19 protein-coding genes and 1 tRNA gene are annotated in these 25,016 nt (G+C 68.9%); 13 read left to right on the forward strand and 7 right to left on the reverse strand.

The genetic code is table 11. The features are described 5' to 3' along the window. Positions 1-135 precede the first annotated feature (135 nt). Positions 136-1,362, reverse strand: a complete 1,227-nt coding sequence (locus tag ACWD3E_RS31025; protein WP_451390878.1) for a pyridoxal phosphate-dependent aminotransferase — start codon at positions 1,360-1,362, stop codon at positions 136-138. Positions 1,363-1,868: 506 nt separating this feature from the next. Here ACWD3E_RS31025 and ACWD3E_RS31030 point away from each other — a divergent pair. The 11 genes from ACWD3E_RS31030 (at position 1,869) to ACWD3E_RS31080 (ending at position 16,157) form a co-directional block, all read left to right on the forward strand. Beyond that, a tRNA-Trp gene (locus ACWD3E_RS31030) sits at positions 1,869-1,941 on the forward strand. Positions 1,942-2,048: 107 nt separating this feature from the next. Beyond that, positions 2,049-2,336, forward strand: a complete 288-nt coding sequence (secE, locus tag ACWD3E_RS31035; protein ID WP_451390879.1) for a preprotein translocase subunit SecE — start codon at positions 2,049-2,051, stop codon at positions 2,334-2,336. 80 nt (positions 2,337-2,416) lie between these two features. Continuing rightward, on the forward strand, positions 2,417-3,295 hold the full coding sequence (gene nusG, locus ACWD3E_RS31040; RefSeq protein WP_451390880.1) for a transcription termination/antitermination protein NusG: 879 nt from the start codon (positions 2,417-2,419) through the stop codon (positions 3,293-3,295). 168 nt (positions 3,296-3,463) lie between these two features. Next, entirely contained in the window at positions 3,464-3,898 is a 435-nt protein-coding gene (gene rplK / locus ACWD3E_RS31045) for a 50S ribosomal protein L11 (protein ID WP_031167035.1), read from the forward strand. A 100-nt stretch (positions 3,899-3,998) separates the two neighbouring features. Further along, positions 3,999-4,724: a 50S ribosomal protein L1 gene (gene rplA, locus ACWD3E_RS31050; RefSeq protein WP_023547414.1), complete on the forward strand. Its 726-nt coding sequence runs from the start codon at positions 3,999-4,001 to the stop codon at positions 4,722-4,724. 158 nt (positions 4,725-4,882) lie between these two features. Continuing rightward, entirely contained in the window at positions 4,883-5,824 is a 942-nt protein-coding gene (locus ACWD3E_RS31055; protein WP_451390881.1) for a hypothetical protein, read from the forward strand. A gap of 106 nt (positions 5,825-5,930) precedes the next feature. Next, a complete protein-coding gene (locus ACWD3E_RS31060) occupies positions 5,931-6,794 on the forward strand; it encodes a hypothetical protein (protein ID WP_451390882.1) in 864 nt (287 codons plus the stop codon). A gap of 302 nt (positions 6,795-7,096) precedes the next feature. Next, positions 7,097-7,627: a 50S ribosomal protein L10 gene (gene rplJ, locus ACWD3E_RS31065; protein WP_451390883.1), complete on the forward strand. Its 531-nt coding sequence runs from the start codon at positions 7,097-7,099 to the stop codon at positions 7,625-7,627. A 109-nt stretch (positions 7,628-7,736) separates the two neighbouring features. Next, the gene (gene rplL / locus ACWD3E_RS31070) at positions 7,737-8,117 is read left to right on the forward strand and encodes a 50S ribosomal protein L7/L12 (protein WP_451352953.1); all 381 of its coding nucleotides are present in this window, start codon (positions 7,737-7,739) and stop codon (positions 8,115-8,117) included. Positions 8,118-8,674: 557 nt separating this feature from the next. Continuing rightward, positions 8,675-12,160: a DNA-directed RNA polymerase subunit beta gene (gene rpoB / locus ACWD3E_RS31075; RefSeq protein ID WP_451390884.1), complete on the forward strand. Its 3,486-nt coding sequence runs from the start codon at positions 8,675-8,677 to the stop codon at positions 12,158-12,160. A gap of 97 nt (positions 12,161-12,257) precedes the next feature. Further along, entirely contained in the window at positions 12,258-16,157 is a 3,900-nt protein-coding gene (locus ACWD3E_RS31080) for a DNA-directed RNA polymerase subunit beta' (RefSeq protein WP_451390885.1), read from the forward strand. Positions 16,158-16,222: 65 nt separating this feature from the next. Here ACWD3E_RS31080 and ACWD3E_RS31085 read toward each other — a convergent pair whose 3' ends face one another. From ACWD3E_RS31085 to ACWD3E_RS31110, 6 genes are all read right to left on the reverse strand, one after another. Then, positions 16,223-17,431 carry a M48 family metalloprotease gene (locus ACWD3E_RS31085; RefSeq protein WP_451390886.1) on the reverse strand — a complete coding sequence of 403 codons (1,209 nt, stop codon included), beginning with the start codon at positions 17,429-17,431 and terminating at the stop codon, positions 16,223-16,225. A gap of 31 nt (positions 17,432-17,462) precedes the next feature. Further along, positions 17,463-18,011, reverse strand: coding sequence for a Pycsar system effector family protein (locus ACWD3E_RS31090; RefSeq protein WP_451390887.1), 549 nt, complete (start codon positions 18,009-18,011; stop codon positions 17,463-17,465). Next, positions 18,008-19,654 carry a hypothetical protein gene (locus tag ACWD3E_RS31095; RefSeq protein ID WP_451390888.1) on the reverse strand — a complete coding sequence of 549 codons (1,647 nt, stop codon included), beginning with the start codon at positions 19,652-19,654 and terminating at the stop codon, positions 18,008-18,010. The genes ACWD3E_RS31090 and ACWD3E_RS31095 overlap by 4 nt, the downstream gene beginning before the upstream one ends. A gap of 67 nt (positions 19,655-19,721) precedes the next feature. After that, positions 19,722-21,920 carry a hypothetical protein gene (locus ACWD3E_RS31100; RefSeq protein ID WP_451390889.1) on the reverse strand — a complete coding sequence of 733 codons (2,199 nt, stop codon included), beginning with the start codon at positions 21,918-21,920 and terminating at the stop codon, positions 19,722-19,724. Beyond that, positions 21,917-22,780, reverse strand: coding sequence for a hypothetical protein (locus ACWD3E_RS31105; RefSeq protein WP_451390890.1), 864 nt, complete (start codon positions 22,778-22,780; stop codon positions 21,917-21,919). The genes ACWD3E_RS31100 and ACWD3E_RS31105 overlap by 4 nt, the downstream gene beginning before the upstream one ends. 153 nt (positions 22,781-22,933) lie before the next feature. Continuing rightward, the gene (locus ACWD3E_RS31110) at positions 22,934-23,686 is read right to left on the reverse strand and encodes a Crp/Fnr family transcriptional regulator (RefSeq protein WP_451390891.1); all 753 of its coding nucleotides are present in this window, start codon (positions 23,684-23,686) and stop codon (positions 22,934-22,936) included. 454 nt (positions 23,687-24,140) lie between these two features. On the opposite strand from ACWD3E_RS31110, the gene rpsL reads away from it, so the two are divergent. Both rpsL and rpsG read left to right on the forward strand, forming a co-directional pair. Continuing rightward, positions 24,141-24,512 (forward strand): 30S ribosomal protein S12, encoded by a 372-nt coding sequence (gene rpsL, locus ACWD3E_RS31115; RefSeq protein ID WP_003948652.1) that lies wholly within the window; start codon positions 24,141-24,143, stop codon positions 24,510-24,512. A gap of 2 nt (positions 24,513-24,514) precedes the next feature. Beyond that, positions 24,515-24,985, forward strand: coding sequence for a 30S ribosomal protein S7 (gene rpsG / locus ACWD3E_RS31120; protein WP_003992340.1), 471 nt, complete (start codon positions 24,515-24,517; stop codon positions 24,983-24,985). The last annotated feature ends 31 nt before the right edge of the window (positions 24,986-25,016 follow it).

Raw genomic sequence — 25,016 nt, forward strand, 5'->3', positions numbered from 1 at the left:
CCGTACGTCCCTGAATTCCCGGTAGCGGTTTCCCTGAACGTGGTCTTGCTCGCACGGACGAACGAGGGCCACCTGCGAAGAGCAGAGGGCCGCCTGCAAACGTTCGCAGGCGGCCCTCCGGCAGAGCGGCGGACGTCAGTCCCGCGCCTCCGCCAGCAGCTTCTGCACCCGGCTCACGCCCTCGACGAGGTCCTCGTCACCGAGCGCGTACGACAGCCGCAGGTAGCCCGGCGTGCCGAAAGCCTCGCCCGGGACGACCGCGACCTCGGCCTCCTCCAGGATCAGCGCGGCCAGCTCGACCGTGTTCTGCGGGCGCTTGCCGCGGATCTCCTTGCCCAGCAGGGCCTTGACCGACGGGTACGCGTAGAACGCGCCCTCGGGCTCCGGGCAGAGCACGCCGTCGATCTCGTTGAGCATCCGCACGATCGTCTTGCGGCGGCGGTCGAAGGCCTCGCGCATCTTCGCCACGGCCTCCAGGTCGCCGGAGACGGCGGCCAGGGCGGCCACCTGGGCCACGTTGGAGACGTTCGAGGTGGCGTGCGACTGGAGGTTCGTCGCGGCCTTGACGACGTCCTTCGGGCCGATGACCCAGCCCACGCGCCAGCCGGTCATGGCGTACGTCTTCGCCACACCGTTGACCACGATGCACTTCTCGCGCAGCTCGGGCAGCAGCGCCGGCAGGGAGACGGCCGTGGCGTCGCCGTAGACCAGGTGCTCGTAGATCTCGTCCGTGAGGACCCACAGGCCGTGCTCGACGGCCCAGCGGCCGATCGCCTCGGTCTCGGCCTCGGAGTACACCGCGCCGGTCGGGTTGGACGGGGAGACGAAGAGGACGACCTTGGTCTTCTCCGTGCGCGCCGCCTCCAGCTGCTCCACGGTGACGCGGTAGCCGGTCGTCTCGTCCGCGACGACCTCGACCGGGACACCGCCGGCCAGGCGGATCGACTCCGGGTACGTCGTCCAGTACGGAGCCGGGACGATGACCTCGTCGCCCGGGTCGAGGATCGCGGCGAACGCCTCGTAGATCGCCTGCTTGCCGCCGTTGGTGACCAGGATCTGGGAGACATCGGGCTCCCAGCCGGAGTCGCGCAGCGTCTTCGCGGCGATCGCGGCCTTCAGCTCGGGCAGGCCGCCGGCCGGGGTGTAGCGGTGGTACTTGGGGTTCTTGCAGGCCTCGACGGCCGCCTCGACGATGTAGTCCGGGGTGGGGAAGTCGGGCTCTCCGGCGCCGAAGCCGATCACCGGACGCCCGGCGGCCTTGAGGGCCTTGGCCTTGGCGTCCACGGCGAGGGTGGCGGACTCGGAGATCGCGCCGATTCGGGCGGAGACCCGGCGCTCGGTGGGAGGGGTTGCAGCGCTCATGGGGCCCATCGTTTCAGACCGGAAACCCCCACGGCACGCCCGTTTCACTTGTTGGCCGATGCAGCCGGTCCGGGAGCCCTTGGAGGCACGAACCCCGCTCGCCCGGGTCACACGGTTGTGGTCGGCGCCGAGCAGGCCCGCGTAACCGGGTTTTCCGGTGTGGGGCCTGGCCGTCGGTCCCGTGCCCATCAGGGGGGATGCGACCTCGACGCCGCAGCCGGCGGTGGTGCGGAGCGCGACGAGGTGTGATCAGCCGAGCGTGCTGCTCGGCCGTTCACGGCTGAGAAGGCGGCAGACCGAAGAGCAGGGGTTGGGGCGTGAACAGGAATCCGAATCCGGCCCCCGGCCAGGACGATCTTCGGCCCGGCGACTTCGGACAGGCACTTTCTGTTCGACGCCGGGCCGCGGACCACGTACACTCTCACCTCGTTGGCCTTCAGCAGCCGCAGCCGAAACCGGTGCACTCCGAGCATCCGGCCGGATGCGGTACGTTGGGGGACACACAAAGGGTCGTAGCTCAATTGGTAGAGCACCGGTCTCCAAAACCGGCGGTTGGGGGTTCAAGTCCCTCCGGCCCTGCTACACACACCGCCAGGATGTGTGCGCATGTACGTACAGCAATGCACCGCCGTGCGGCTCCAGAACCGGGCGCGGCACGGCCACGACCCGGGATCAGGTGAGGAAGAATGACGGACGCCGTGGGCTCCATCGACACGCCTGATGCGCAGGACGAGGTGCAGGAGTCCAAGAAGAAGGCCCGCAAGGGCGGTAAGCGCGCCAAGAAGGGCCCGCTGAAGCGCCTCGGCATCTTCTACCGCCAGGTCATCGCGGAACTCCGCAAGGTCGTCTGGCCGACGCGCAATCAGATGACGTCGTACACCACCGTGGTGATCTTCTTCGTTGCGATCATGATCGGTCTGGTGACCGTGATTGACTATGGGCTCAACCACGCGGCCAAGTACGTCTTCGGCTGAGCCAAGAGCGAAGGGCGCCGTGGTACCGGCGCCCGTTTTCGCATGTTCCACCCCTATGTATCCAGGAAGAAGCAGCCATCGTGTCTGACCCGAACCTGAACGACGCCATCGAGCCGGAAAAGTCGGTGGATGACGAGCTCGACATCGTCGAGGGCGCGGACGAGACGGACGAGTTCGAGGCTGCCGAGGCCGAGGCGGGGGAGGCGGCCGAGGAAGCCGCTCTGCACGTTGAGGACGAGGACGCCGAAGAGGCCCCTGTCGCCGAGGCCGAGGAAGCAGCCGAGGCCGACGAAGCAGCCGAGGTCGAGGAAGTCGCCGAGGCTGAGGAGGAGGCCGCGCCGGTCGACCCGGTCCAGGCCCTGCGCGAGGAACTGCGCACCCTCCCCGGCGAGTGGTATGTCATCCACACCTACGCCGGTTACGAGAACCGCGTGAAGACCAACCTGGAGCAGCGCGCCGTCTCGCTGAACGTCGAGGACTACATCTTCCAGGCCGAGGTGCCGCAGGAAGAGGTCGTCCAGATCAAGAACGGCGACCGCAAGACGATCAAGCAGAACAAGCTGCCGGGTTACGTCCTGGTCCGCATGGACCTGACCAACGAGTCCTGGGGCGTCGTCCGCAACACCCCGGGCGTCACCGGCTTCGTCGGCAACGCCTACGACCCGTACCCGCTGACCCTGGACGAGATCGTCAAGATGCTCGCCCCGGAGGCCGAGGAGAAGGCCGCCCGCGAGGCCGCCGAGGCCGAGGGCAAGCCCGCCCCGCAGCGCAAGGTCGAGGTCCAGGTGCTCGACTTCGAGGTCGGCGACTCGGTCACCGTCACGGACGGCCCGTTCGCCACGCTGCAGGCGACCATCAACGAGATCAACCCCGACTCGAAGAAGGTCAAGGGCCTGGTCGAGATCTTCGGCCGCGAGACGCCGGTCGAGCTGTCCTTCGACCAGATCCAGAAGAACTGACGCCTTCGGCGACTTAAGCCACCGGCCAGGTCAGACGGGCTGTTACAGCCTGTCTGACCTGCTCGGTTTTTGGCCGCACATCCATACCCGTTATCGTTGTGCGGTATGCCTGTGTCCGGGTGGTCCCGGAAGCGGGCATAGGACCCGAATGAAAGGACCCGGAGAGTAATGCCTCCCAAGAAGAAGAAGGTCACGGGGCTCATCAAGCTCCAGATCAACGCCGGTGCGGCGAACCCGGCCCCGCCGGTCGGCCCCGCGCTGGGTCAGCACGGCGTGAACATCATGGAGTTCTGCAAGGCGTACAACGCCGCGACCGAGTCGCAGCGTGGCTGGGTGATCCCGGTGGAGATCACGGTCTACGAGGACCGTTCCTTCACCTTCGTCACCAAGACGCCGCCGGCCGCGAAGATGATCCTCAAGGCCGCTGGTGTCGAGAAGGGCTCCGGCGAGCCGCACAAGACCAAGGTCGCCAAGATCACCGAGGCGCAGGTCCGCGAGATCGCCCAGACCAAGATGCCCGACCTGAACGCCAACGACCTGGACGCCGCGTCGAAGATCATCGCCGGCACCGCCCGTTCCATGGGCATCACGGTCGAGGGCTGACCTCACCCCCCAGCAGTCATGCGGCCGTAGCCGGTCGCACGTGGCAGGGCCTGCTCGGCCCGTGGACCACGACTCCTTTCAGAACACACAGGAGCAAGTTGTGAGCAAGCGCAGCAAGGCTCTCCGCGCTGCGGACGCCAAGGTCGACCGGGAGAAGCTGTACGCCCCGCTCGAGGCCGTCCGTCTCGCCAAGGAGACCTCCACGACCAAGTTCGACGGCACCGTCGAGGTCGCCTTCCGCCTGGGTGTCGACCCGCGCAAGGCCGACCAGATGGTCCGTGGCACCGTGAACCTTCCGCACGGCACCGGTAAGACCGCCCGGGTCCTGGTCTTCGCGACCGGTGACCGTGCCGAGGCCGCGCGTGCCGCGGGCGCCGACATCGTCGGTGCCGACGAGCTGATCGACGAGGTGGCGAAGGGCCGTCTGGACTTCGACGCCGTCGTCGCCACCCCGGACCTCATGGGCAAGGTCGGCCGCCTCGGCCGCGTCCTCGGCCCGCGTGGTCTGATGCCGAACCCGAAGACCGGCACCGTGACCCCGGACACCGCCAAGGCCGTGACCGAGATCAAGGGCGGCAAGATCGAGTTCCGCGTCGACAAGCACTCGAACCTGCACTTCATCATCGGCAAGGCGTCCTTCGACGACGCCAAGCTGGTGGAGAACTACGGCGCCGCGCTGGAGGAGATCCTCCGTCTGAAGCCGTCCGCCGCCAAGGGTCGCTACATCAAGAAGGCCGCCATCACCACCACGATGGGCCCCGGCATCCCGGTCGACCCGAACCGCACCCGCAACCTCCTCGTCGAGGAGGACCCGGCCGCCGTCTGAGCCCCGCGCTCACCCGGTAGCCGCGTCACGGACGCGTAAGTAGAGGGCGGGCCCTGCAACCTTCGAGGTGCGGGGCCCGTCCTTCTTTTTGACGTACGACTGTCAGAGGCCTGGGTTACCGTGCAGGCACAGGACTCGCATTAGGGGTGGGACGAGAAATGAAGAGCACGACCGTGCGCCGGACGGCCCTTTCCATCGCCATGGTGGCCGCGCTGACCGGAGTGGCCGCCTGCGGCGGTTCCGACTCAGGCAAGGGTGACAAGGGCGACAAGGCCGCCGGCGGGACTCCGATCCACGTCGACCCCATCGCCGCCCTGCGCTCCGCCGAGCAGTCCACCCAGAACGCCGACTCGGCGAAGGTCCAGGGCACCACCTCCATCGGCACGATGATGACGATGGACGCCTCCGGCGCCCTCACCTGGGGCCACGGCCTCAAGGGCAGCCTCACCATGACGTACACCGGCGGCCAGATGGGCGAGGCCATGCGCAAGGCCGGCTCCGCGTCGATGCAGGCGCGCTACCTGCCGGACGCCTACTACGTGAAGATGAGCGACAAGTTCGCCCAGCGCATGGGGGGCAAGCACTGGCTCCGGTACGGCTACGACGACCTCGCCAAGCTCGGCGGCGGCTCTGGTGCCTACGTGAAGGACCAGATGCAGAACTCCTCGCCGAACCAGTCGGTGAAGATGCTGCTGGCCTCCGGCGACGTGAAGAAGGCCGGCGAGGAGACCGTTGCCGGCCAGCACACCACGCACTACGCGGGCACGGTGAACATCGCCGACCTGGCCGACCGGACGAACCACAACCTCACCGCCTCCCAGCTGGCGGACATGAAGGCGCAGCTCACCAAGGCGGGCATCACCACGGAGCACGTGGACCTCTGGATCAACGACCAGAACCTCCTGGTCAAGAAGGTCGAGAAGGCCGACATGAAGAACGGCCGCATGGTCAGCACCGCCACCTACAGCGACTACGGCGTGAAGGTGACCGCAGTGGCGCCGCCGACCAGTGACACCAAGGACTTCGGGGACCTGCTGAAGTCCGGCGGCGCCGCGTCGGGCAGCAGCAGCTCCAGCAGCGGCATGGGCACCATGTCCTGACTCCGCAAGAACCGAATCCGGGGGAACTCCGGGAACCCCTGAGGTACGCTCGCGATCTTGCTGCGCGCCGACCACGCGCAGGCTGAGCGCTCCTCGGGGGTTTTCCATGAAGTCGCCGCTGTCGTCGAAGTCGTCCATACGCGTGCCGCTCGCCGTCCTGGCCGCCCTCCTCACCGCAGGCCTGGCCGGCTGCACGACGGCGGCCGACGGCGAGAAGGCTCCCGGCGGGCCGGAGGCGGCGGCCGTCGACAAGGCCGTACGCAGGTCCGAGGCCGCCGGCTCGCTGCATTACCGCACCACCGGCCGGGTACCCGGGCAGCGGCTGACCGTCGAGGCCGCGACCGGCACCAGACCCGCCGCCGCCCAAATGAGGATCAGCTACCTCGACGGCGCCGACGCGAGCATGCTCGTCGAGTTCCGCCTGGTCGACGGCCACCTCTACGAGAGCATGAGCGAGCACGGCGTCGTCAAGAAGACCCAGGGCAAGCACTGGGCCGACTTCGGCACCACCGCCCACTTCCACACCGGCGGCGGCCTGAGGATGGACATGAGCGGAATGCGCGACACGGCCGCGCAGAACCCCGTCCGCGAGGCCGCCTTCCTCACCGCCGCCGAAGACATCCGCCGTACCGGCACCGAGACCGTCGACAAGGCCCGCACCACGCACTACACGGGCACGGTCACCGTCCACGACCTGCGGAGCTGGCTGAAGGGCCAGGAGGGCCCCGGCCGCGCCGGGCGGAAGCGGAGCCTGGACGCGTACGCGCAGATGGGCGTCGACGAGCTGACCCTGGACGTGTGGATCGACAGTCAGGACCACGTGAAGCGCCAGCGCGTGCGCGGCTTCGGCCGGCACGGCGAACTCGACCTGACCGTCACCTTCCGCGGCTACGACAAGCCGGTGGGCGTGGCGAAGCCCCCGGCCGGGGACACCGTGGTCGTTCCCGAGCGTGCGAAGAAGGCCCACTGAGCGTCGTACGCCCCGGTCAGGGCCCGATTTGCTTGACGGCGACCGGGTCCCGTACTCTCTTGCAGAAGCCAAAGACCGCTGGTCGTTGCCGTGCGCTCTAGTGAGGGTGCGGTGGCCGAAGGATCCGCTGCAAAGTGGACGACCCGCGCAGGTGTCAGTGGAAGAACTCCCGGAACATACGCGCTCGACGCGTGTGCAGCCGGTCGAGTCCGCCCCGTGCGCCTGCGCCGGGGCGTTTCGTTTTCCCCAGTCCTCCTTCGGGTCCGCGCGGTCCGAATCACCCGGAAGGAGGCCGAGGCTCTATGGCGAGGCCCGACAAGGCTGCCGCGGTTGCGGAGCTGACGGACAAGTTCCGCAGCTCCAACGCCGCCGTGCTGACCGAGTACCGCGGTCTCACCGTGGCGCAGCTCAAGACGCTGCGCCGGTCGCTCGGTGAGAACGCCCAGTACGCCGTGGTGAAGAACACGCTGACCAAGATTGCGGCCGACGAGGCCGGGATCACGCTGCCGGGCGAGCTTTTCGCTGGCCCGACGGCTGTTGCCTTCGTCACCGGTGACCCGGTGGAGTCGGCGAAGGGTCTCCGTGACTTCGCCAAGGACAACCCGAATCTCATCATCAAGGGCGGTGTCCTTGAAGGTAAGGCGCTGACCGCCGATGAGATCAAGAAGCTTGCGGACCTCGAGTCCCGCGAGGTTCTGCTCGCCAAGCTGGCGGGCGCCATGAAGGGCAAGCAGTCCCAGGCTGCCTCGCTCTTCCAGGCGCTCCCGTCGAAGCTCGTCCGCACCGTGGACGCGCTTCGCGCCAAGCAGGCCGAGCAGGGCGGTGCCGAGTAATTCGGCTCGCATCATGACCGCCGCCTGAGGCAGCGGTCGTAGCGGGCCAACGTACGCCCGCCAGTCATGTACATCCGGCACCAGCCGATTTAGTGGAAGGAAAGCCATCATGGCTCTCACCCAGGACGAACTGCTCGCCGAGTTCGAGTCGATGACCCTCATCCAGCTCTCCGAGTTCGTGAAGGCGTTCGAGGAGAAGTTCGACGTCACCGCCGCCGCCGCCGCTCCGGTCATGATGGCCGGCCCGGGCGCCCCGGCCGCCGAGGCCGAGGAGGAGAAGGACGAGTTCGACGTCATCCTCACCGGCGCCGGCGAGAAGAAGATCCAGGTCATCAAGGTCGTGCGCGAGCTCACCTCCCTGGGCCTGAAGGAGGCCAAGGACCTGGTCGACGGCACCCCGAAGCCGGTTCTCGAGAAGGTCAACAAGGAAGCCGCCGACAAGGCCGCCGAGGCCCTCAAGGGCGCCGGCGCCTCCGTCGAGGTCAAGTAAGACCTTCCGGGGTTCCTCGAACCTCACTGCACGCTGACTACAGCCCCGTAGGGCTGTAACGCGGACGCACCGAAGAGCGATCATCCATCCGGGTGGTCGCTCTTCGGCATGTTCGGGGGCCTGACCACGGTTGCCTTGCACTCGCGTCGGTGAGGGGTATGGTGATCTTCGTTGTGTCTCCGGAGGCCCCGTTCGGGCTGGGGGGCCTTGACGAACCGCACGCAGCGCGCAATTCTCAGGACGCGTCGTCACAAGGATCCGAATCCGAGGCATGGATCGACGACGAAGAGGGCAGTATCAACGTGCGTTGAGGGCAGGCAGGCCGAAGGCGTTGAGAACAACGAGGGTCTCGCAAAACCCGCACTGGACATCAGTGTGCCAAGTGGCTACACTGACCCTTTGCGCTGCCTGTTAGCTGTCCCCTGCCCGTCACCAGGGGTCTGCCCTCACTCGAGCATCGATGACAAAAGCTCCCCTGACCTGGGGTTTCTGTCTCTGTGTATGGGAGAGGGACCGGTACGCGCGTAGTGAGTCCGAGCCCTCGGAAGGACCCCCTCTTGGCCGCCTCGCGCACTGCCTCGAACGCGAATACGAACAACGGCGCCAGCACCGCCCCGCTGCGCATCTCCTTTGCAAAGATCAAGGAGCCCCTCGAGGTTCCCAACCTGCTCGCGCTGCAGACCGAGAGCTTCGACTGGCTGCTCGGCAACATCGCCTGGCAGAGTCGGGTCGAGGAGGCTCTTGAGAACGGTCAGGACGTCCCCACCAAGTCCGGTCTGGAGGAGATCTTCGAGGAGATCTCCCCGATCGAGGACTTCTCCGGGTCGATGTCCCTGACGTTCCGGGACCACCGCTTCGAGCCGCCGAAGAACTCCATCGACGAGTGCAAGGAGCGCGACTTCACGTACGCCGCCCCGCTCTTCGTCACGGCTGAGTTCACCAACAACGAGACCGGCGAGATCAAGTCCCAGACGGTCTTCATGGGCGACTTCCCGCTCATGACGAACAAGGGCACCTTCGTCATCAACGGCACCGAGCGTGTCGTGGTGTCTCAGCTGGTCCGTTCCCCCGGTGTCTACTTCGACTCCAGCATCGACAAGACGTCCGACAAGGACATCTTCTCCGCCAAGATCATCCCGTCCCGGGGTGCCTGGCTGGAGATGGAGATCGACAAGCGCGACATGGTCGGTGTCCGTATCGACCGCAAGCGCAAGCAGTCGGTCACCGTGCTGCTCAAGGCGCTCGGCTGGACGACCGAGCAGATCCTCGAGGAGTTCGGCGACTACGAGTCGATGCGCGCCACCCTGGAGAAGGACCACACCCAGGGCCAGGACGACGCGCTGCTCGACATCTACCGCAAGCTGCGTCCGGGCGAGCCCCCCACGCGTGAGGCCGCGCAGACGCTGCTGGAGAACCTCTACTTCAACCCGAAGCGTTACGACCTCGCGAAGGTCGGCCGCTACAAGGTCAACAAGAAGCTGGGTGCGGACGCTCCGCTCGACGCGGGCATCCTGACCGTCGAGGACATCATCTCGACGATCAAGTACCTGGTGCAGCTGCACGCCGGCGAGACCGAGACCACCGGTGACAACGGCGACACGATCGTTGTCGAGACGGACGACATCGACCACTTCGGCAACCGTCGTCTGCGCAGCGTCGGCGAGCTGATCCAGAACCAGGTCCGTACGGGTCTCGCCCGTATGGAGCGTGTCGTGCGCGAGCGCATGACCACTCAGGACGTCGAGGCGATCACGCCGCAGACCCTGATCAACATCCGGCCGGTCGTCGCCTCCATCAAGGAGTTCTTCGGCACCAGCCAGCTGTCCCAGTTCATGGACCAGAACAACCCGCTGTCGGGTCTCACCCACAAGCGCCGTCTGTCGGCGCTTGGCCCGGGTGGTCTCTCCCGTGAGCGGGCCGGCTTCGAGGTCCGTGACGTGCACCCCTCGCACTACGGCCGCATGTGCCCGATCGAGACCCCTGAAGGCCCGAACATCGGTCTGATCGGCTCGCTCGCCTCCTACGGCCGGGTCAACGCGTTCGGTTTCGTCGAGACCCCGTACCGCAAGGTGAACGACGGCCAGGTCACCGACGAGGTCGACTACCTGACCGCCGACGAGGAGGACCGCTTCGTCATCGCGCAGGCCAACGCCACGCTGAACGACGAACTCCGGTTCGCCGAGGCGCGTGTCCTGGTCCGCCGCCGTGGCGGTGAGGTCGACTACGTCAGCCCCGAGGACGTCGACTACATGGACGTCTCGCCGCGCCAGATGGTGTCGGTCGCGACCGCCATGATCCCGTTCCTCGAGCACGACGACGCCAACCGTGCCCTCATGGGCGCGAACATGATGCGTCAGGCCGTGCCGCTGATTAAGTCCGAGTCCCCGCTCGTCGGCACCGGCATGGAGTACCGCTCCGCCGTCGACGCCGGCGACGTGGTCAAGGCCGAGAAGGCGGGTGTGGTCCAGGAGGTCTCCGCGGACTACATCACCACGGCCAACGACGACGGCACGTACATCACGTACCGCCTGGCCAAGTTCGCCCGCTCCAACCAGGGCACCTCGGTCAACCAGAAGGTCATCGTCAACGAGGGCGACCGCATCATCGAGGGCCAGGTCCTCGCCGACGGTCCGGCCACCCAGAACGGTGAGATGGCCCTCGGCAAGAACCTGCTCGTGGCGTTCATGCCGTGGGAGGGTCACAACTACGAGGACGCGATCATCCTGTCGCAGCGCCTCGTGCAGGACGACGTCCTCTCCTCGATCCACATCGAGGAGCACGAGGTCGACGCCCGTGACACCAAGCTCGGCCCCGAGGAGATCACCCGGGACATCCCGAACGTCTCCGAGGAGGTCCTCGCCGACCTCGACGAGCGCGGCATCATCCGCATCGGTGCCGAGGTCATCGCCGGTGACATCCTCGTCGGCAAGGTCACCCCGAAGGGTGAGACCGAGCTGACCCCCGAGGAGCGCCTGCTGCGCGCGATCTTCGGTGAGAAGGCCCGTGAGGTCCGTGACACCTCGCTGAAGGTGCCGCACGGCGAGACCGGCAAGGTCATCGGCGTGCGCGTCTTCGACCGCGAGGAGGGCGACGAGCTGCCGCCGGGCGTGAACCAGCTGGTCCGCGTCTACGTCGCGCAGAAGCGCAAGATCACCGACGGTGACAAGCTCGCCGGCCGTCACGGCAACAAGGGTGTCATCTCCAAGATCCTGCCGATCGAGGACATGCCGTTCCTGGAGGACGGCACCCCGGTCGACATCATCCTCAACCCGCTGGGTGTGCCGTCCCGAATGAACCCGGGACAGGTCCTGGAGATCCACCTCGGCTGGCTCGCCAGCCGCGGCTGGGACGTCTCCGGCCTCGCGGACGAGTGGGCCCAGCGCCTGCAGGCCATCGGCGCCGACCAGGTCGCCCCGCGCACCAACGTCGCGACCCCGGTCTTCGACGGTGCCCGCGAGGACGAGCTGGCGGGTCTGCTGCAGCACACCATCCCGAACCGCGACGGCGAGCGCATGGTGCTCCCGTCCGGCAAGGCGCGGCTGTTCGACGGCCGCTCCGGTGAGCCGTTCCCGGACCCGATCTCGGTCGGCTACATGTACATCCTGAAGCTGCACCACCTGGTCGACGACAAGCTGCACGCCCGTTCGACCGGCCCGTACTCGATGATCACCCAGCAGCCGCTGGGTGGTAAGGCCCAGTTCGGTGGCCAGCGCTTCGGCGAGATGGAGGTGTGGGCCCTCGAGGCCTACGGCGCCGCGTACGCCCTCCAGGAGCTGCTGACCATCAAGTCCGACGACGTCACCGGCCGCGTGAAGGTCTACGAGGCCATCGTCAAGGGCGAGAACATCCCCGAGCCCGGCATCCCCGAGTCCTTCAAGGTGCTCATCAAGGAGATGCAGTCGCTCTGCCTGAACGTGGAGGTGCTGTCCAGCGACGGTATGTCCATCGAGATGCGTGACACCGACGAGGACGTCTTCCGCGCTGCGGAGGAGCTCGGCATCGACCTGTCCCGGCGCGAGCCGAGCAGCGTCGAAGAGGTCTGACGGGAGTCCGGCGGGGCCCTCACCCACAGGGCCCCGCCGACCCCCAGGCCCCCGTTTCAGACCAAAGACTTTCGACCCTGAGAGGGATTGACGCATAGTGCTCGACGTCAACTTCTTCGACGAGCTCCGGATCGGCCTGGCCACCGCTGACGACATCCGTCAGTGGAGCCACGGCGAGGTCAAGAAGCCCGAGACCATCAACTACCGCACCCTCAAGCCCGAAAAGGACGGACTCTTCTGCGAGAAGATCTTCGGTCCGACCCGGGACTGGGAGTGCTACTGCGGTAAGTACAAGCGCGTCCGCTTCAAGGGCATCATCTGCGAGCGCTGTGGCGTCGAGGTCACGCGCGCGAAGGTTCGTCGTGAGCGGATGGGCCACATCGAGCTGGCCGCTCCCGTCACGCACATCTGGTACTTCAAGGGTGTTCCGTCGCGGCTGGGCTACCTGCTCGACCTCGCCCCGAAGGACCTGGAGAAGGTCATCTACTTCGCGGCGTACATGATCACGTACGTCGACGAGGAGCGCCGCACGCGCGACCTGCCCTCTCTGGAGGCGCACGTCTCCGTGGAGCGCCAGCAGATCGAGAACCGTCGCGACGCCGACCTGGAGGCCCGCGCCAAGAAGCTCGAGACCGACCTGGCCGAGCTCGAGGCCGAGGGTGCCAAGGCCGACGTGCGCCGCAAGGTGCGCGAGGGTGCCGAGCGCGAGATGAAGCAGCTGCGCGACCGTGCGCAGCGCGAGATCGACCGCCTCGACGAGGTGTGGAACCGCTTCAAGAACCTCAAGGTCCAGGACCTCGAGGGCGACGAGCTGCTCTACCGCGAGCTGCGTGACCGCTTCGGCACGTACTTCGACGGCTCGATGGGTGCCGCGGCGCTGCAGAAGCGCCTGGAGTCCTTCGACCTCGAGGAGGAGGCCGAGCGCCTCCGCGAGATCATCCGCACCGGCAAGGGCCAGAAGAAGACCCGCGCCCTCAAGCGCCTGAAGGTCGTCTCCGCGTTCCTGCAGACGTCCAACAGCCCCAAGGGCATGGTCCTGGACTGCGTCCCGGTCATCCCGCCGGACCTGCGTCCGATGGTGCAGCTGGACGGTGGCCGCTTCGCGACCTCCGACCTGAACGACCTGTACCGCCGTGTGATCAACCGCAACAACCGCCTGAAGCGCCTTCTCGACCTCGGTGCGCCCGAGATCATCGTGAACAACGAGAAGCGCATGCTCCAGGAGGCCGTCGACGCGCTCTTCGACAACGGCCGTCGTGGTCGCCCGGTCACGGGCCCCGGCAACCGCCCGCTGAAGTCCCTCAGCGACATGCTGAAGGGTAAGCAGGGTCGATTCCGTCAGAACCTGCTCGGTAAGCGTGTGGACTACTCCGCGCGTTCCGTGATCGTCGTCGGTCCGCAGCTGAAGCTGCACCAGTGCGGTCTGCCGAAGGCGATGGCGCTGGAGCTGTTCAAGCCGTTCGTGATGAAGCGCCTGGTCGACCTGAACCACGCGCAGAACATCAAGTCGGCCAAGCGCATGGTCGAGCGCGGTCGCACCGTGGTGTACGACGTCCTCGAAGAGGTCATCGCCGAGCACCCGGTGCTGCTGAACCGTGCGCCCACCCTGCACCGCCTCGGCATCCAGGCCTTCGAGCCGCAGCTGGTCGAGGGCAAGGCCATCCAGATCCACCCGCTCGTCTGCACCGCGTTCAACGCGGACTTCGACGGTGACCAGATGGCCGTGCACCTGCCGCTGTCCGCGGAGGCGCAGGCCGAGGCCCGCATCCTGATGCTGTCCTCGAACAACATCCTCAAGCCGGCCGACGGCCGTCCGGTGACGATGCCGACCCAGGACATGGTCCTCGGTCTGTTCTTCCTCACCACCGACGGCGAGCTGCGTGACGTCAAGGGCGAGGGCCGCGCGTTCGGCTCCACGGCCGAGGCGATCATGGCGTTCGACGCCGGCGAGCTCGCGCTGCAGTCGTCGATCGACATCCGCTTCCCGGTGGGCACCATCCCGCCGCGCGGCTGGACCCCGCCGGCGCGCGAGGAGGGCGAGCCCGAGTGGCAGCAGGGTGACTCGTTCCGCCTGCGCACGACCCTGGGCCGCGCGCTCTTCAACGAGCTGCTGCCCGAGGACTACCCGTTCGTCGACTACTCGGTGGGCAAGAAGCAGCTCTCCGAGATCGTCAACGACCTGGCCGAGCGCTACCCCAAGGTCATCGTGGCGGCGACGCTCGACAACCTGAAGGCGGCCGGCTTCTACTGGGCGACCCGTTCCGGTGTCACCGTGGCCATCTCCGACGTCGTCGTTCCCGAGGCGAAGAAGGAGATCGTCCGCGGCTACGAGGCGCAGGACGAGAAGGTCCAGAAGCAGTACGAGCGCGGTCTGATCACCAAGGAAGAGCGCACTCAGGAGCTCATCGCGATCTGGACCAAGGCGACCAACGAGGTTGCCGAGGCGATGAACGAGAACTTCCCCAAGACGAACCCCATCTTCATGATGGTTGACTCGGGTGCCCGAGGAAACATGATGCAGATGCGGCAGATCGCCGGTATGCGTGGTCTGGTGTCGAACGCGAAGAACGAGACCATCCCGCGTCCGATCAAGGCCTCGTTCCGTGAGGGCCTGTCCGTGCTGGAGTACTTCATCTCCACCCACGGTGCCCGTAAGGGTCTGGCGGACACCGCTCTGCGTACCGCCGACTCGGGTTACCTCACCCGTCGTCTGGTCGACGTCTCCCAGGACGTCATCATCCGCGAGGAGGACTGCGGCACCGAGCGCGGCCTCAAGCTGGCGATCGCCGAGCGCGGCGAGGACGGTGTCCTGCGCAAGACGGGCAACGTCGAGACGTCCGTGTACGCGCGCTGCCTCGCCGAGGACATCGTGGTCGACGGTCAGGTCCTGGCCCCGGCCGGTACCGACCTGGGCGACGTCCTCATCGAGGAGCTCGTGGGCCGCGGCATCGAGGAGGTCAAGACCCGCTCGGTCCTGACCTGCGAGTCCGCCGTCGGTACCTGCGCGATGTGCTACGGCCGTTCGCTGGCCACCGGCAAGCTGGTCGACATCGGTGAGGCGGTCGGCATCATCGCCGCCCAGTCCATCGGTGAGCCCGGTACCCAGCTGACGATGCGTACCTTCCACACCGGTGGTGTGGCCGGTGACGACATCACCCAGGGTCTGCCCCGTGTCGTCGAGCTCTTCGAAGCCCGCACGCCGAAGGGTGTCGCCCCGATCTCCGAGGCCAACGGCCGCATCCGGATCGAGGAGACCGAGAAGACCAAGAAGATCGTCGTCACCCCGGACGACGGCAGCGACGAGACGGCGTTCCCGATCTCGAAGCGTGCCAAGGTCCTGGTCCGCGAGGGCGACCACGTCGAGGTGGGCCAGCAGCTCACCGTGGGTGCCACCAACCCGCACGACGTGCTGCGCATCCTGGGTCAGCGTGCCGTCCAGGTCCACCTGGTCGGCGAGGTCCAGAAGGTCTACAACTCGCAGGGTGTGTCGATCCACGACAAGCACATCGAGATCATCATCCGGCAGATGCTCCGCCGCGTGACGATCATCGAGTCGGGCGACGCCGAGCTGCTGCCCGGCGAGCTGGTCGAGCGCTCGAAGTTCGAGACCGAGAACCGTCGTGTGGTCCAGGAGGGCGGTCACCCCGCCTCCGGTCGTCCGCAGCTGATGGGTATCACCAAGGCCTCGCTGGCGACGGAGTCCTGGCTGTCGGCCGCCTCCTTCCAGGAGACGACCCGAGTCCTGACGGATGCGGCGATCAACGCCAAGTCCGACAGCCTCATCGGCCTCAAGGAGAACGTCATCATCGGTAAGCTCATCCCGGCCGGTACGGGTCTGTCCCGCTACCGCAACATCCGGGTCGAGCCGACCGAGGAGGCCAAGGCCGCGATGTACTCGGCCGTCGGCTACGACGACATCGACTACTCGCCGTTCGGCACGGGCTCCGGCCAGGCCGTTCCGCTGGAGGACTACGACTACGGTCCGTACAACCAGTAAGCGAGCTGCATGAAGGGCGGCCACTCCCGTTGGGGGGTGGCCGCCCTTCGGCGTGTCCGCACGGCTCAGTGCGGCTGCTGCTGCGGGAGGTACGGCTGCAGGTGGTGCAGCCGGGTGTAGTAGTCCGGGTGGGAGGAGAGCAGCTTCGTCAGGGCGCTCTCCGTGACGGGCACCCCGCCGTTCTGAGCGGTGAGCGCGGCCTGCTGGTACTGCTCCTGCTGGTGCAGTTTGTGGAGTACGGCAGCGAGCATCGGCGCGAAACCGAGCGCCGCCGCGTGCTCGTCGGCGCGCAGCTCGGCGCGGCGGCCGACGGCGGCGAGCGCGTACGGGACGCCCAGGATCAGCAGGGGCAGGCCGTAGAGCGAGCTGACGGTCGCCAGGGTGAAGCCGCCGACGGTCAGGACGACGAAGCCGATACCGAAGCAGCCGAAGGCGCGCGAGACCTTGTACGCGACGCGGGCGACGCTTCTCAGGACCCGCCAGGCGATCCGGCCGGGGAGCGCGTACCAGTAGCCGAGCAGTCCGGACCAGGCGTGACCGCCGACGTGGTGGCCCAGCTCGTGGGCCATGACGGCGGCCAGCTCGCCGTTGGGGAGCTGGTTCATGGCGAAGCTGGTGACGCCGACGATGTGCCCGGCCGCGGCGACCGCGTTCAGGCCGTCGCTGTCCTCGACCCACAGCTCGTAGTTGCGGCCCTCGATGCCCGCCCGGGCGGTGACCTCGCGCCACACCGGTTCGAGTTTGGCGCGTTCTGGCGGCGTGGGGTAGCGCAGACGGAGCAAATGGCGCGCGAGGGCGCTTTCGGCCGGCCGGTAGAAGACGAGTGCGCCGCTGGCGAGCCAGGCCAGGACCACCACGAAGCCGAGGGCGCCGAAGAAGGCGGAGACCAGGCCGACGACGAAGAGGCTGCACAGGAAGTTCGGCAGATGGAGGAGCAGGTTGCCGACGGCGGTGGCGTCGGTGCGGCGCTGGTCCTTGGAGATGTGCACGCGACGGGCGTCGGTGCTGATGTGGTGGGGGTGCGCCGGGTCGTCGGGGGAGAGGGGCGCGGTGGGCGGCGCCGACGGTGCCTGCGGCGGCTGCGGGTACGGCGGCGGGACCGTGCCGCTGTGCGGGTACGGCGGTGCGGTCGGGGGCTGGGGGGACTGCGGGTAGGCGGGAGGCTGCTGGGGGTACTGCGGCGGCTGCTGGGGAGGGTGCGGGGACTGCTGGGGGTACTGAGGCGGCTGCCCGGGGTACTGGGGTGGCTGCTGAGGGTGGGCGGGATGGGTCATCGGTGGTTCGTTCCTTCACGAGCGGGTGTGGTCAGCCGAGGAACAGGGACGCGGGCAGCAGGACCGTGCCGGTGCAGAAGGCGACGAGGCCGGCGCGGATCCACTGGTGCTTGCGCGCGGCGATCCGGCTCGTCTCGCCCAGGGCCCTGATCAGACCGGCCGTGCGATGGGTCTCCGTATCGGCGAGCGCGGCTTCCAGGTGCCCCTGCCGGACGGCCTGGTGGATGTCGCCGAAGTACGACAGTGGCTGGCCCGGGGACCAGGTCCCCGGGCGGTAGCGGGGGAGTACGGCGAGCAGCAGCGCGAACAGCGAGAACGCCAGCGAGGCGGTCCCCGCCCACCACAGCACCGTGCCGGTCCCGGACAGCTCGGCCGGACTCCAGTCCCGCCCGGCGAGCAGCCCGCTGATGACCCCCGCGCTCAGACCGAGCGCGGCAACCAGTACGGCGGCCTTGCTGTCGGCCCGCGCGATCTCGCCGCGCAATTCGCGAAGGAGCTGCTCGCAGAGCTGGGCACGTGTGTCGGGGGCGGCGGGGGGACCGGCGTTGAGGGGGGTGGGCGCGGGGTCGATGGCCGTCATGGGGCGTTCCCCTGGTCGCCGTCGGCCGCGCCGCCGTCGCCGGCCTTCTTGCCGGTGGGTTCGGAGGGTGCCGCCGGGTTTCGCTGGTCGGGCACGGTCGGGACGGAGGCGGGTTCGGTGGCTGCCGCCGGGCCGGCGTGCTGGTCGGGCAGGGTTGGCGTGGTGCCGTAGCCCGGCGGGGGCTGCCAGGACGGGGGCGGAGGGACGTTCGGCGGGAGCGGCGCCTGCCAGCCGGGGAGCGCGAGTCCCGGCGGAGCGGCGGGGGGCGGCGGCGTGGGCGCGCTCGCGGGCATCGGCGGCGTGGGCGCGGTCGAGGGCACCGGCGGGTGGGCGTACGTGGTGCCGCCTCCGTACGCGCCGCCGACGCTGTACGGCTGCTGCTGCGGAACGGCACCAGCGGTGCCATAGCTTGCGGCAGTTCCCGCAGGCGGTCCGGCTGGTGTGGCTCCGATGCCGTCGGCGCCGTTCTGATCGGGCCCCATGGGCAAGGGCTCTGCCGGGGGTGTCGGTTGAGGTGCCGTCGGATAGGCCGGGCCGGGTGGGGTGGGGAGTTGGGGCGGGGTCGAGGGGACGCCGGGGAGGCGTTGGTTGAGGATGTCGCTGACGGTGCGCAGGGCCAGTTGCTTGGGGCCCTCCAGCTCGTAGTTCTCCGCGGTGTCGCCGCTCAGCAGCTGTTTCACCAGGTCCATCTGGGCCTGGATCATCCGGAGTTGGTCCTCGCGCATGCTGGACATGACGAGCTGGGAGTCCTCCGGATGCTGGGCGAGGTGGAGCGCCCAGGCGTGCACGCCGCCCTGCTGGAGGTGCCACTGGTAGAACTCGATCTTCTTCGCCTCGAGCTGCTGCAGCTCCAGCTCCTGCTGCCCCCGCAGCATGGCCTGCGCGTGCTGCCACTCCTGCTGTCGCAGGAGCAGTTCGTGCTGCTGGGTGCCGTACGCCAGCGCCCGGTCGACCTGCAGGGAGTCCTGCTGCCGCAGCCGGCGGTCCACCTCGACGTCGACCTCCATGCCCCGCTGGGCCGCGTGCACCTGCTCGGCGGCGGAGTGCTCGATGGCCTGCAGCCGCTGCTGGTGCTCGATGTTCGCCTGGTCGCGCTTGAGCCGCAGCGTCCAGGTGACCTGGAGCCCCGCGGGCGCGCCGAGCGGCCCGAGCACGGTGACGGCCTGCAGCAGTTCCCGCTCGGCCGCCGCGCTGTCGGCGATGGCGAAGCGGCGGGTCACCGGCCGGGCCGCCTGCTGGAGTTCACCGAGCAGCATCCCCGGCACGTCCCGGTGCCCGCCGGCCACGAACCGGGCCGGGTCGAGGACCTGCCAGGCCAGCTCGATCTGGGCCGTGAACTCGAACGCGTCGTTGTTGCTGGGCAGAGTGAGGTCGGCGGTGTACGGGTGCACGCCCATGTCCACCTCGTACACGGCGGTGTACCGCCTGGCCACGACCTCCGGACGCGTGGGGCGCCGCGGCGGCAGGTACGGCTCGTAGGTGCCGTCCGGGGTGGAGAAGACGAGCGCGTGGTCGATGCGGAGGAACCACTTGAGGTTGAAGTCGAAGCGGGACAGCTGCCGGACGGTGAGGACCGGGTCGATCAGCTGTGTGTGCCGGTCCGCCGGTTGCTGCCACTCGGGCTGGCGGTAGAAGCGGGACATCGTGCGTGGGTCTCCTTGGGACGACGTGCGAACGACGTGCGAACGCCGTACGGGCGTGCCGTACGGGTCAGCGGGTGGGAAGCGTGGTCAGCAGACGGGCCGCGACCGGCGGCGGGGGAGCGCCGTCCTCGCCGGACATGGTCCGCAGCAGATGGCTCAGCCGCTGGTGCTCGGCAGGCGTGGTGACGAGCGTGGGCAGCAGCGCGGCCAGCGCCCATTCGGCGGCCGTGGACCGGGCGGCGATCAGCACCCAGTCGCGCAGCGCGTCGAGCGCGTGCCGGGTGGTGCGCGGATCGCCGAGCGCGGCCCGCCACAGGAACGGGATGCCCTGGGCGGCCGGGCCGCTCTCGCCGACGGCACGGGCGTACCAGCCGAGGACGAGCGGGGTGCCGTACCGCTCGTCGTCCTCGGTGCGCGCGCAGGCGGCGACGAAACCGCCGAGTGCGAGGTCGTGCACCGCCCGGTCGTCGTCCAGATGGGCGCGCAGCTCGGCGAGGACCGGGTCGCTCGCGGAGGAGAGCAGCAGCAGTTCCACGGCCTGGGCGAGTTCAGCCGCCAGTTCGCCGCCGGTGTCGTCGGGCGCCTCCTCGTACAGGCGCCGTACGGCAGCGCGGAGCGCGGCCAGGGCCTGTTCCGGACGCTCCGGCCCGATCAGCCCGTACGCCCGCACCGCCGCCCAGCGCAGCTTCCGGTCCTCGCCCGTGCACCAGGTGTCGAGGATGCGCGGGATGTTGGGCGTGTCGACGAGGTGGGCGAGGGTGAGCGCGTTGACGGCGACGAGCCGCTGCCGGAACCGGTTCGAGGTCGCCCACGGCTCGATGACGAGCGCCATCGCGGACGGCAGGTCGGTGCGGGCGAGGACGGCGACGGTGGCGGCGGCACGGGTGCGGACCAGGGGGCGGCCATCCTCGGCGAGCCCGCGCAGCCAGCGGATCAGGGCGGGCCGGGCGGACGGATGACCGGTCCACACTTCACGCAGCAGCACGAGGGAGGCCCGCTCGTCGCGGAACGCGGCCTTCTGCTGGGTGACGGGGCCCCACTCGGTGTGCTCTTCATCCAAGTAGGTGTGAGCTCGGGCGAGTTGGAGCCGCTTGCCGACGTGTGTGCCGAAGACGGGTACCTCGGGGACGCGGGCCGGGTTCTCGGTCTCCTGGAGGAAGCGGTAGAGCAGGTCGCTGAGTTCGGCGGTGAGGGCGTAGGGGCCGCCGTCGAAGGCGGCGAGGGCGACGAGGAACGCCTTGTCCCGCAGGTGGAGGGTGGCCTCGTCCTCCTCGAACCACTCCTGGACCTGGTTCTCCAGGGACACCAGCGAGAACCGCGCGAGCGTGTCCTCGTCGGCCTCCCCGGCGGCGTACCGGCCGAGCAGCCGCGCGAACGCCGCGACCTCGCGCAGCTGGTGGCCCCGGCTCAGGAAGTCGGTCACGGCCGGGAGTTGGAGCAGCCGGTCGGTGGTCTCCTCGTCGGTACCGGTGCGCAGGTGCGCGGCCAGCACCCGGGCCGCCGCCGGTGGCCGCCACTCCTCCACGGCCACGTCCTCCAGTACGGCGGTGGGGCCGACGGTGACGACCAGATAGGCGTCCTGTTCGGCGAGGCGGTCGCGGGCGGCCAGCAGATGGGGTTCGCGCAGCGGGCTGTCGCGGCGGGTGGACAGGTCGCACAGGACGTGCCCGCGGGCCTGGTTCTCGCCGGTCACCTGCTCGGCGAGGGCGCTCGGGCCGGTGTCGCGGTCCAGGGTGCGGACCGGGAGGGCGCCGAGCCGGTGCAGGAGCATCAGGGCGGCCGTACGCCGCCCGGTGAAGCGTCCGCCGGACAGCACGAGCACCCGGTCGCGGCGCAGCCGGTCCAGCAGGCGGGCTATGAGGTCCTCGTCGGCGACGAAGTGACCGGCCAGCCGCTCCAGGGTGGTGTGCGGGACCTCGCCGGAGGCGGCAGCGGCCCCGCCGAGGCCCGGGACGGCGAGCTGGTAGATCTCCGTCTTGCTGCCCAGGAAGACGTCGCCGGAGAAGTGCCCGCCGCTGATGCCGCCGTGCTGGTCGCCGCCGAGAAGGCCGCCGCCGAAGCGTGCCCGGGCACCGACGTTCATGGTCCGCGGGCTGTGGTCGACCAGGTCGCGCCGGGCCGACCAGGCGTTCTGCGGCTGGTCGCGCTCCTCGGCGGCGCCGTCCTCGCCGTGCCCGCTGTCCTCCGCACTCTGCGCGTCGGCCGGCGGCTGCTCCGGCCCGGGACCGGCGGGCTGTACGGGCGCCTCCGCCTCGGGCGTACTCATGAGCGATCACCCCGCCCGCGGTCACCGAAGCTCACGTCGCCGGAGAAGTGTCCGCCGCTGATGCCACCGTGCTGGTCACCACCGATCACACCGCCGCTGAACGTGCCGCCGTGGATGGTGATCACAGGGCCCGACGCCTGGGCTCCCGGTGATCCGCCCGGTGCCGGGCTGTCCTCGGGGCGGTCGGCGCCCGGGGGTGCGACCGGTGCCGGGCGGTCCCCCGAACCGCCCGGCACCTCCCCCTCCCCCGTGCCACGGTGGTCTTCATGGGTGCCCCCGGCCTGGCCGCCGGGGACCGGCCCGTGCAGCCATGCCGTCAAGGGACCGTTCTTGCTCTCCAGAGTCACCGGGTGGAAGTCGGCGGCCGGGATGCCGACGTGGTCGTGGCGGACGACGCCGCAGTACAGGGCGTCGGAGACGCACAGCGCGAAGTCGTCGGCCCGCTCTCGCAGGGCCTCGCGCAGCAGGCGGGCGTCGAGCAGCCGGCAGGCGTGGTTGAGGTCGGAGCCGACCCAGCCGCCCTGCTCGTCGACGGCGACGTAACCGGTGGCGACGACGCCGCGCAGCCGGATCTGCGCCGAGCGGGACGCCATGCGGTTGACCGCCCGCAGCTGTGCCGGCACCTCCGTGAGCAGGGCCCGCAGCAGTGCCGTGACCGGGGTGCCGGCGTCGATCAGTTCCATCAGGGAGTCGCCGCGGTCGGCCCGCAGCCGCCGGGTCTCGTCGATGCCGGCGCGCTCCAGGGTGCGGTCGGTGATGTCGTAGAGCATGCGGCGCAGATACGCCTGCTCCACGTCGTCCCGGTCGCTGTACCGCTCGATGTCCAGCAACAGGATGGTCCGGCTCACGGGGTCGCTCATGGTCGCCTTCCGATGGGTCCGCAGTGCCGGGCAGCAGCGTGGCCCTGCGGGGCCTTGGGCGGTGAGGGCGGATGACCCACTCGGAGTGTGACCGTGTGCACAGAGCGATGGGCGGGGCGGCGGGGGTGGGGGCACCGCACGGTGCGGCGGCCGTCAGCCCTCGATCGGACCGTCAGCCCTCCACTGCTCCGGCCCGGCCGACGCGATCCTGCGCAGGATGTCCGGCCGCCGGATCAGAAGCGTGCGGCGGCCCGTGACGACCGCCTCCTTGTCGCGCAGTTCCTTCAGGAGGCGCTGCACCATCTCGCGGGAGGCGCCCACGGAGCCCGCCAGTTCCTGTTTGCTCAGCGGGACGGACAGCTCGATGCCCTCGGGGGTGCGGCGGCCGTGGGTGCGGGCGAGGTCGAGGAGCAGGACGGCGAAGCGCTCCCGGACGCTCAGGGAGGCGAACTCCAGCCGGCGCCGGTCGGCCGCCCGGGTGCGGTCCGCGGTCAGACCCAGCAGGGCGAAGGAGACGGCTGGGGAGCCGCCCAGCAGGTCCCTGAACCGCTCGTGCTCGACGGCCACCGCCCGCACCAGCTCCAGCGCGGTCACCGTCGCCGAGCGGGGCCGCCCGGTGAGGGCCGCCGACTCGCCCACGACGTCACCGGGGCCGCGCAGCGCGAGCAGTGCCTCGTAGCCGTTGGCCGCGGAGGCGGTGACCTTGGTCCAGCCGCGCACCAGGAAGAGGACGTGGGAGGAGGGCTCATGCTGGTGGATCAGGACCATCCGGGGAGTGAAGGTCAGCTCACGTCCGAGTGACAGAAGCGCCGCGCGGTCCTCGGTCTCCAGCCGGGCCAGGAACGGAACCCGGTCGTCCAGCCCACCGTCGTCGGCCGCGTACGGCACCGTTCCTGTCACTGTCATGCGCATCCCCGATCTCCGTGCCCTCCCGCGGGCGGATCAACGTACTGAATGCGCAAGACCGCCGGGTGTGAAACGCTTCGATCCGGCCATGCTCCCCCCGCGCCCCCGCGGGCACGCCCCCGACCTGGTGCTTTGCCGCGCGCTCCGACCGCGCGCGCGGTTCCCGGGGCGGGTGGCGCAATGCGGGTGAGCAGGGGAGAAGTCCGGCGTGTCGGGCCGCGCTCCATTTGTTTTGACCGAACTCGGTGAGGTAGGTACGCTCAGACCTTGTGCCTGGGGTGTGCCCTGGCTCTCGTGCGTGCCTTCAAACCGCATGGCGAGCCGCGACTGGCCACCGTAATCTGCGCCCTTTTCGCCTTGCGGCGAAGGTCCGCGGGATTCGACACACCCGACCGCGTGGGTCGGCGAAGTTCCAGGTTAGCTTTACGTTCGGCACACAGAAACCGGAGAAGTAGTGCCTACGATCCAGCAGCTGGTCCGGAAGGGCCGGCAGGACAAGGTCGAGAAGAACAAGACGCCCGCACTCGAGGGTTCCCCTCAGCGTCGCGGCGTCTGCACGCGTGTGTTCACGACCACCCCGAAGAAGCCGAACTCGGCCCTGCGTAAGGTCGCGCGTGTGCGTCTGACCAGCGGCATCGAGGTCACCGCTTACATTCCGGGTGAGGGACACAACCTGCAGGAGCACTCCATCGTGCTCGTGCGCGGCGGCCGTGTGAAGGACCTGCCGGGTGTTCGCTACAAGATCATCCGCGGTTCCCTCGACACCCAGGGTGTCAAGAACCGCAAGCAGGCCCGCAGCCGCTACGGCGCCAAGAAGGAGAAGTAAGAATGCCTCGTAAGGGCCCCGCCCCGAAGCGCCCGGTCATCATCGACCCGGTCTACGGTTCTCCTCTGGTGACCTCCCTGATCAACAAGGTGCTGCTGAACGGCAAGCGCTCCACCGCCGAGCGCATCGTCTACGGCGCCATGGAGGGTCTGCGTGAGAAGACGGGCAACGACCCGATCATCACGCTGAAGCGCGCGCTGGAGAACATCAAGCCGACCCTCGAGGTCAAGTCCCGCCGTGTCGGTGGTGCGACGTACCAGGTTCCGATCGAGGTCAAGCCCGGTCGTGCCAACACGCTCGCGCTGCGCTGGCTCGTCGGTTACTCCCGCGCCCGTCGCGAGAAGACCATGACCGAGCGTCTGCTCAACGAGCTTCTCGACGCCTCCAACGGCCTCGGTGCCGCTGTGAAGAAGCGCGAGGACACGCACAAGATGGCCGAGTCCAACAAGGCCTTCGCGCACTACCGCTGGTAGTCGCTACCCACATCGAGACCGAGAGAAGACT

It is taken from the genome of Streptomyces sp. NPDC002676 (assembly GCF_053592455.1).

Excerpts from the sequence above, each read along its gene's own strand:
- ACWD3E_RS31025 (WP_451390878.1), bottom strand. The coding sequence starts at position 1,362 with ATGAGCGCTGCAACCCCTCCCACCGAGCGCCGGGTCTCCGCCCGAATC.
- secE (WP_451390879.1), top strand. The coding sequence starts at position 2,049 with ATGACGGACGCCGTGGGCTCCATCGACACGCCTGATGCGCAGGACGAG.
- rplK (WP_031167035.1), top strand. The coding sequence starts at position 3,464 with ATGCCTCCCAAGAAGAAGAAGGTCACGGGGCTCATCAAGCTCCAGATC.
- ACWD3E_RS31055 (WP_451390881.1), top strand. The coding sequence starts at position 4,883 with ATGAAGAGCACGACCGTGCGCCGGACGGCCCTTTCCATCGCCATGGTG.
- ACWD3E_RS31060 (WP_451390882.1), top strand. The coding sequence starts at position 5,931 with ATGAAGTCGCCGCTGTCGTCGAAGTCGTCCATACGCGTGCCGCTCGCC.
- rplJ (WP_451390883.1), top strand. The coding sequence starts at position 7,097 with ATGGCGAGGCCCGACAAGGCTGCCGCGGTTGCGGAGCTGACGGACAAG.
- rplL (WP_451352953.1), top strand. The coding sequence starts at position 7,737 with ATGGCTCTCACCCAGGACGAACTGCTCGCCGAGTTCGAGTCGATGACC.
- ACWD3E_RS31085 (WP_451390886.1), bottom strand. The coding sequence starts at position 17,431 with ATGACCCATCCCGCCCACCCTCAGCAGCCACCCCAGTACCCCGGGCAG.
- ACWD3E_RS31090 (WP_451390887.1), bottom strand. The coding sequence starts at position 18,011 with ATGACGGCCATCGACCCCGCGCCCACCCCCCTCAACGCCGGTCCCCCC.
- ACWD3E_RS31095 (WP_451390888.1), bottom strand. The coding sequence starts at position 19,654 with ATGTCCCGCTTCTACCGCCAGCCCGAGTGGCAGCAACCGGCGGACCGG.
- ACWD3E_RS31100 (WP_451390889.1), bottom strand. The coding sequence starts at position 21,920 with ATGAGTACGCCCGAGGCGGAGGCGCCCGTACAGCCCGCCGGTCCCGGG.
- ACWD3E_RS31105 (WP_451390890.1), bottom strand. The coding sequence starts at position 22,780 with ATGAGCGACCCCGTGAGCCGGACCATCCTGTTGCTGGACATCGAGCGG.
- ACWD3E_RS31110 (WP_451390891.1), bottom strand. The coding sequence starts at position 23,686 with ATGACAGTGACAGGAACGGTGCCGTACGCGGCCGACGACGGTGGGCTG.
- rpsG (WP_003992340.1), top strand. The coding sequence starts at position 24,515 with ATGCCTCGTAAGGGCCCCGCCCCGAAGCGCCCGGTCATCATCGACCCG.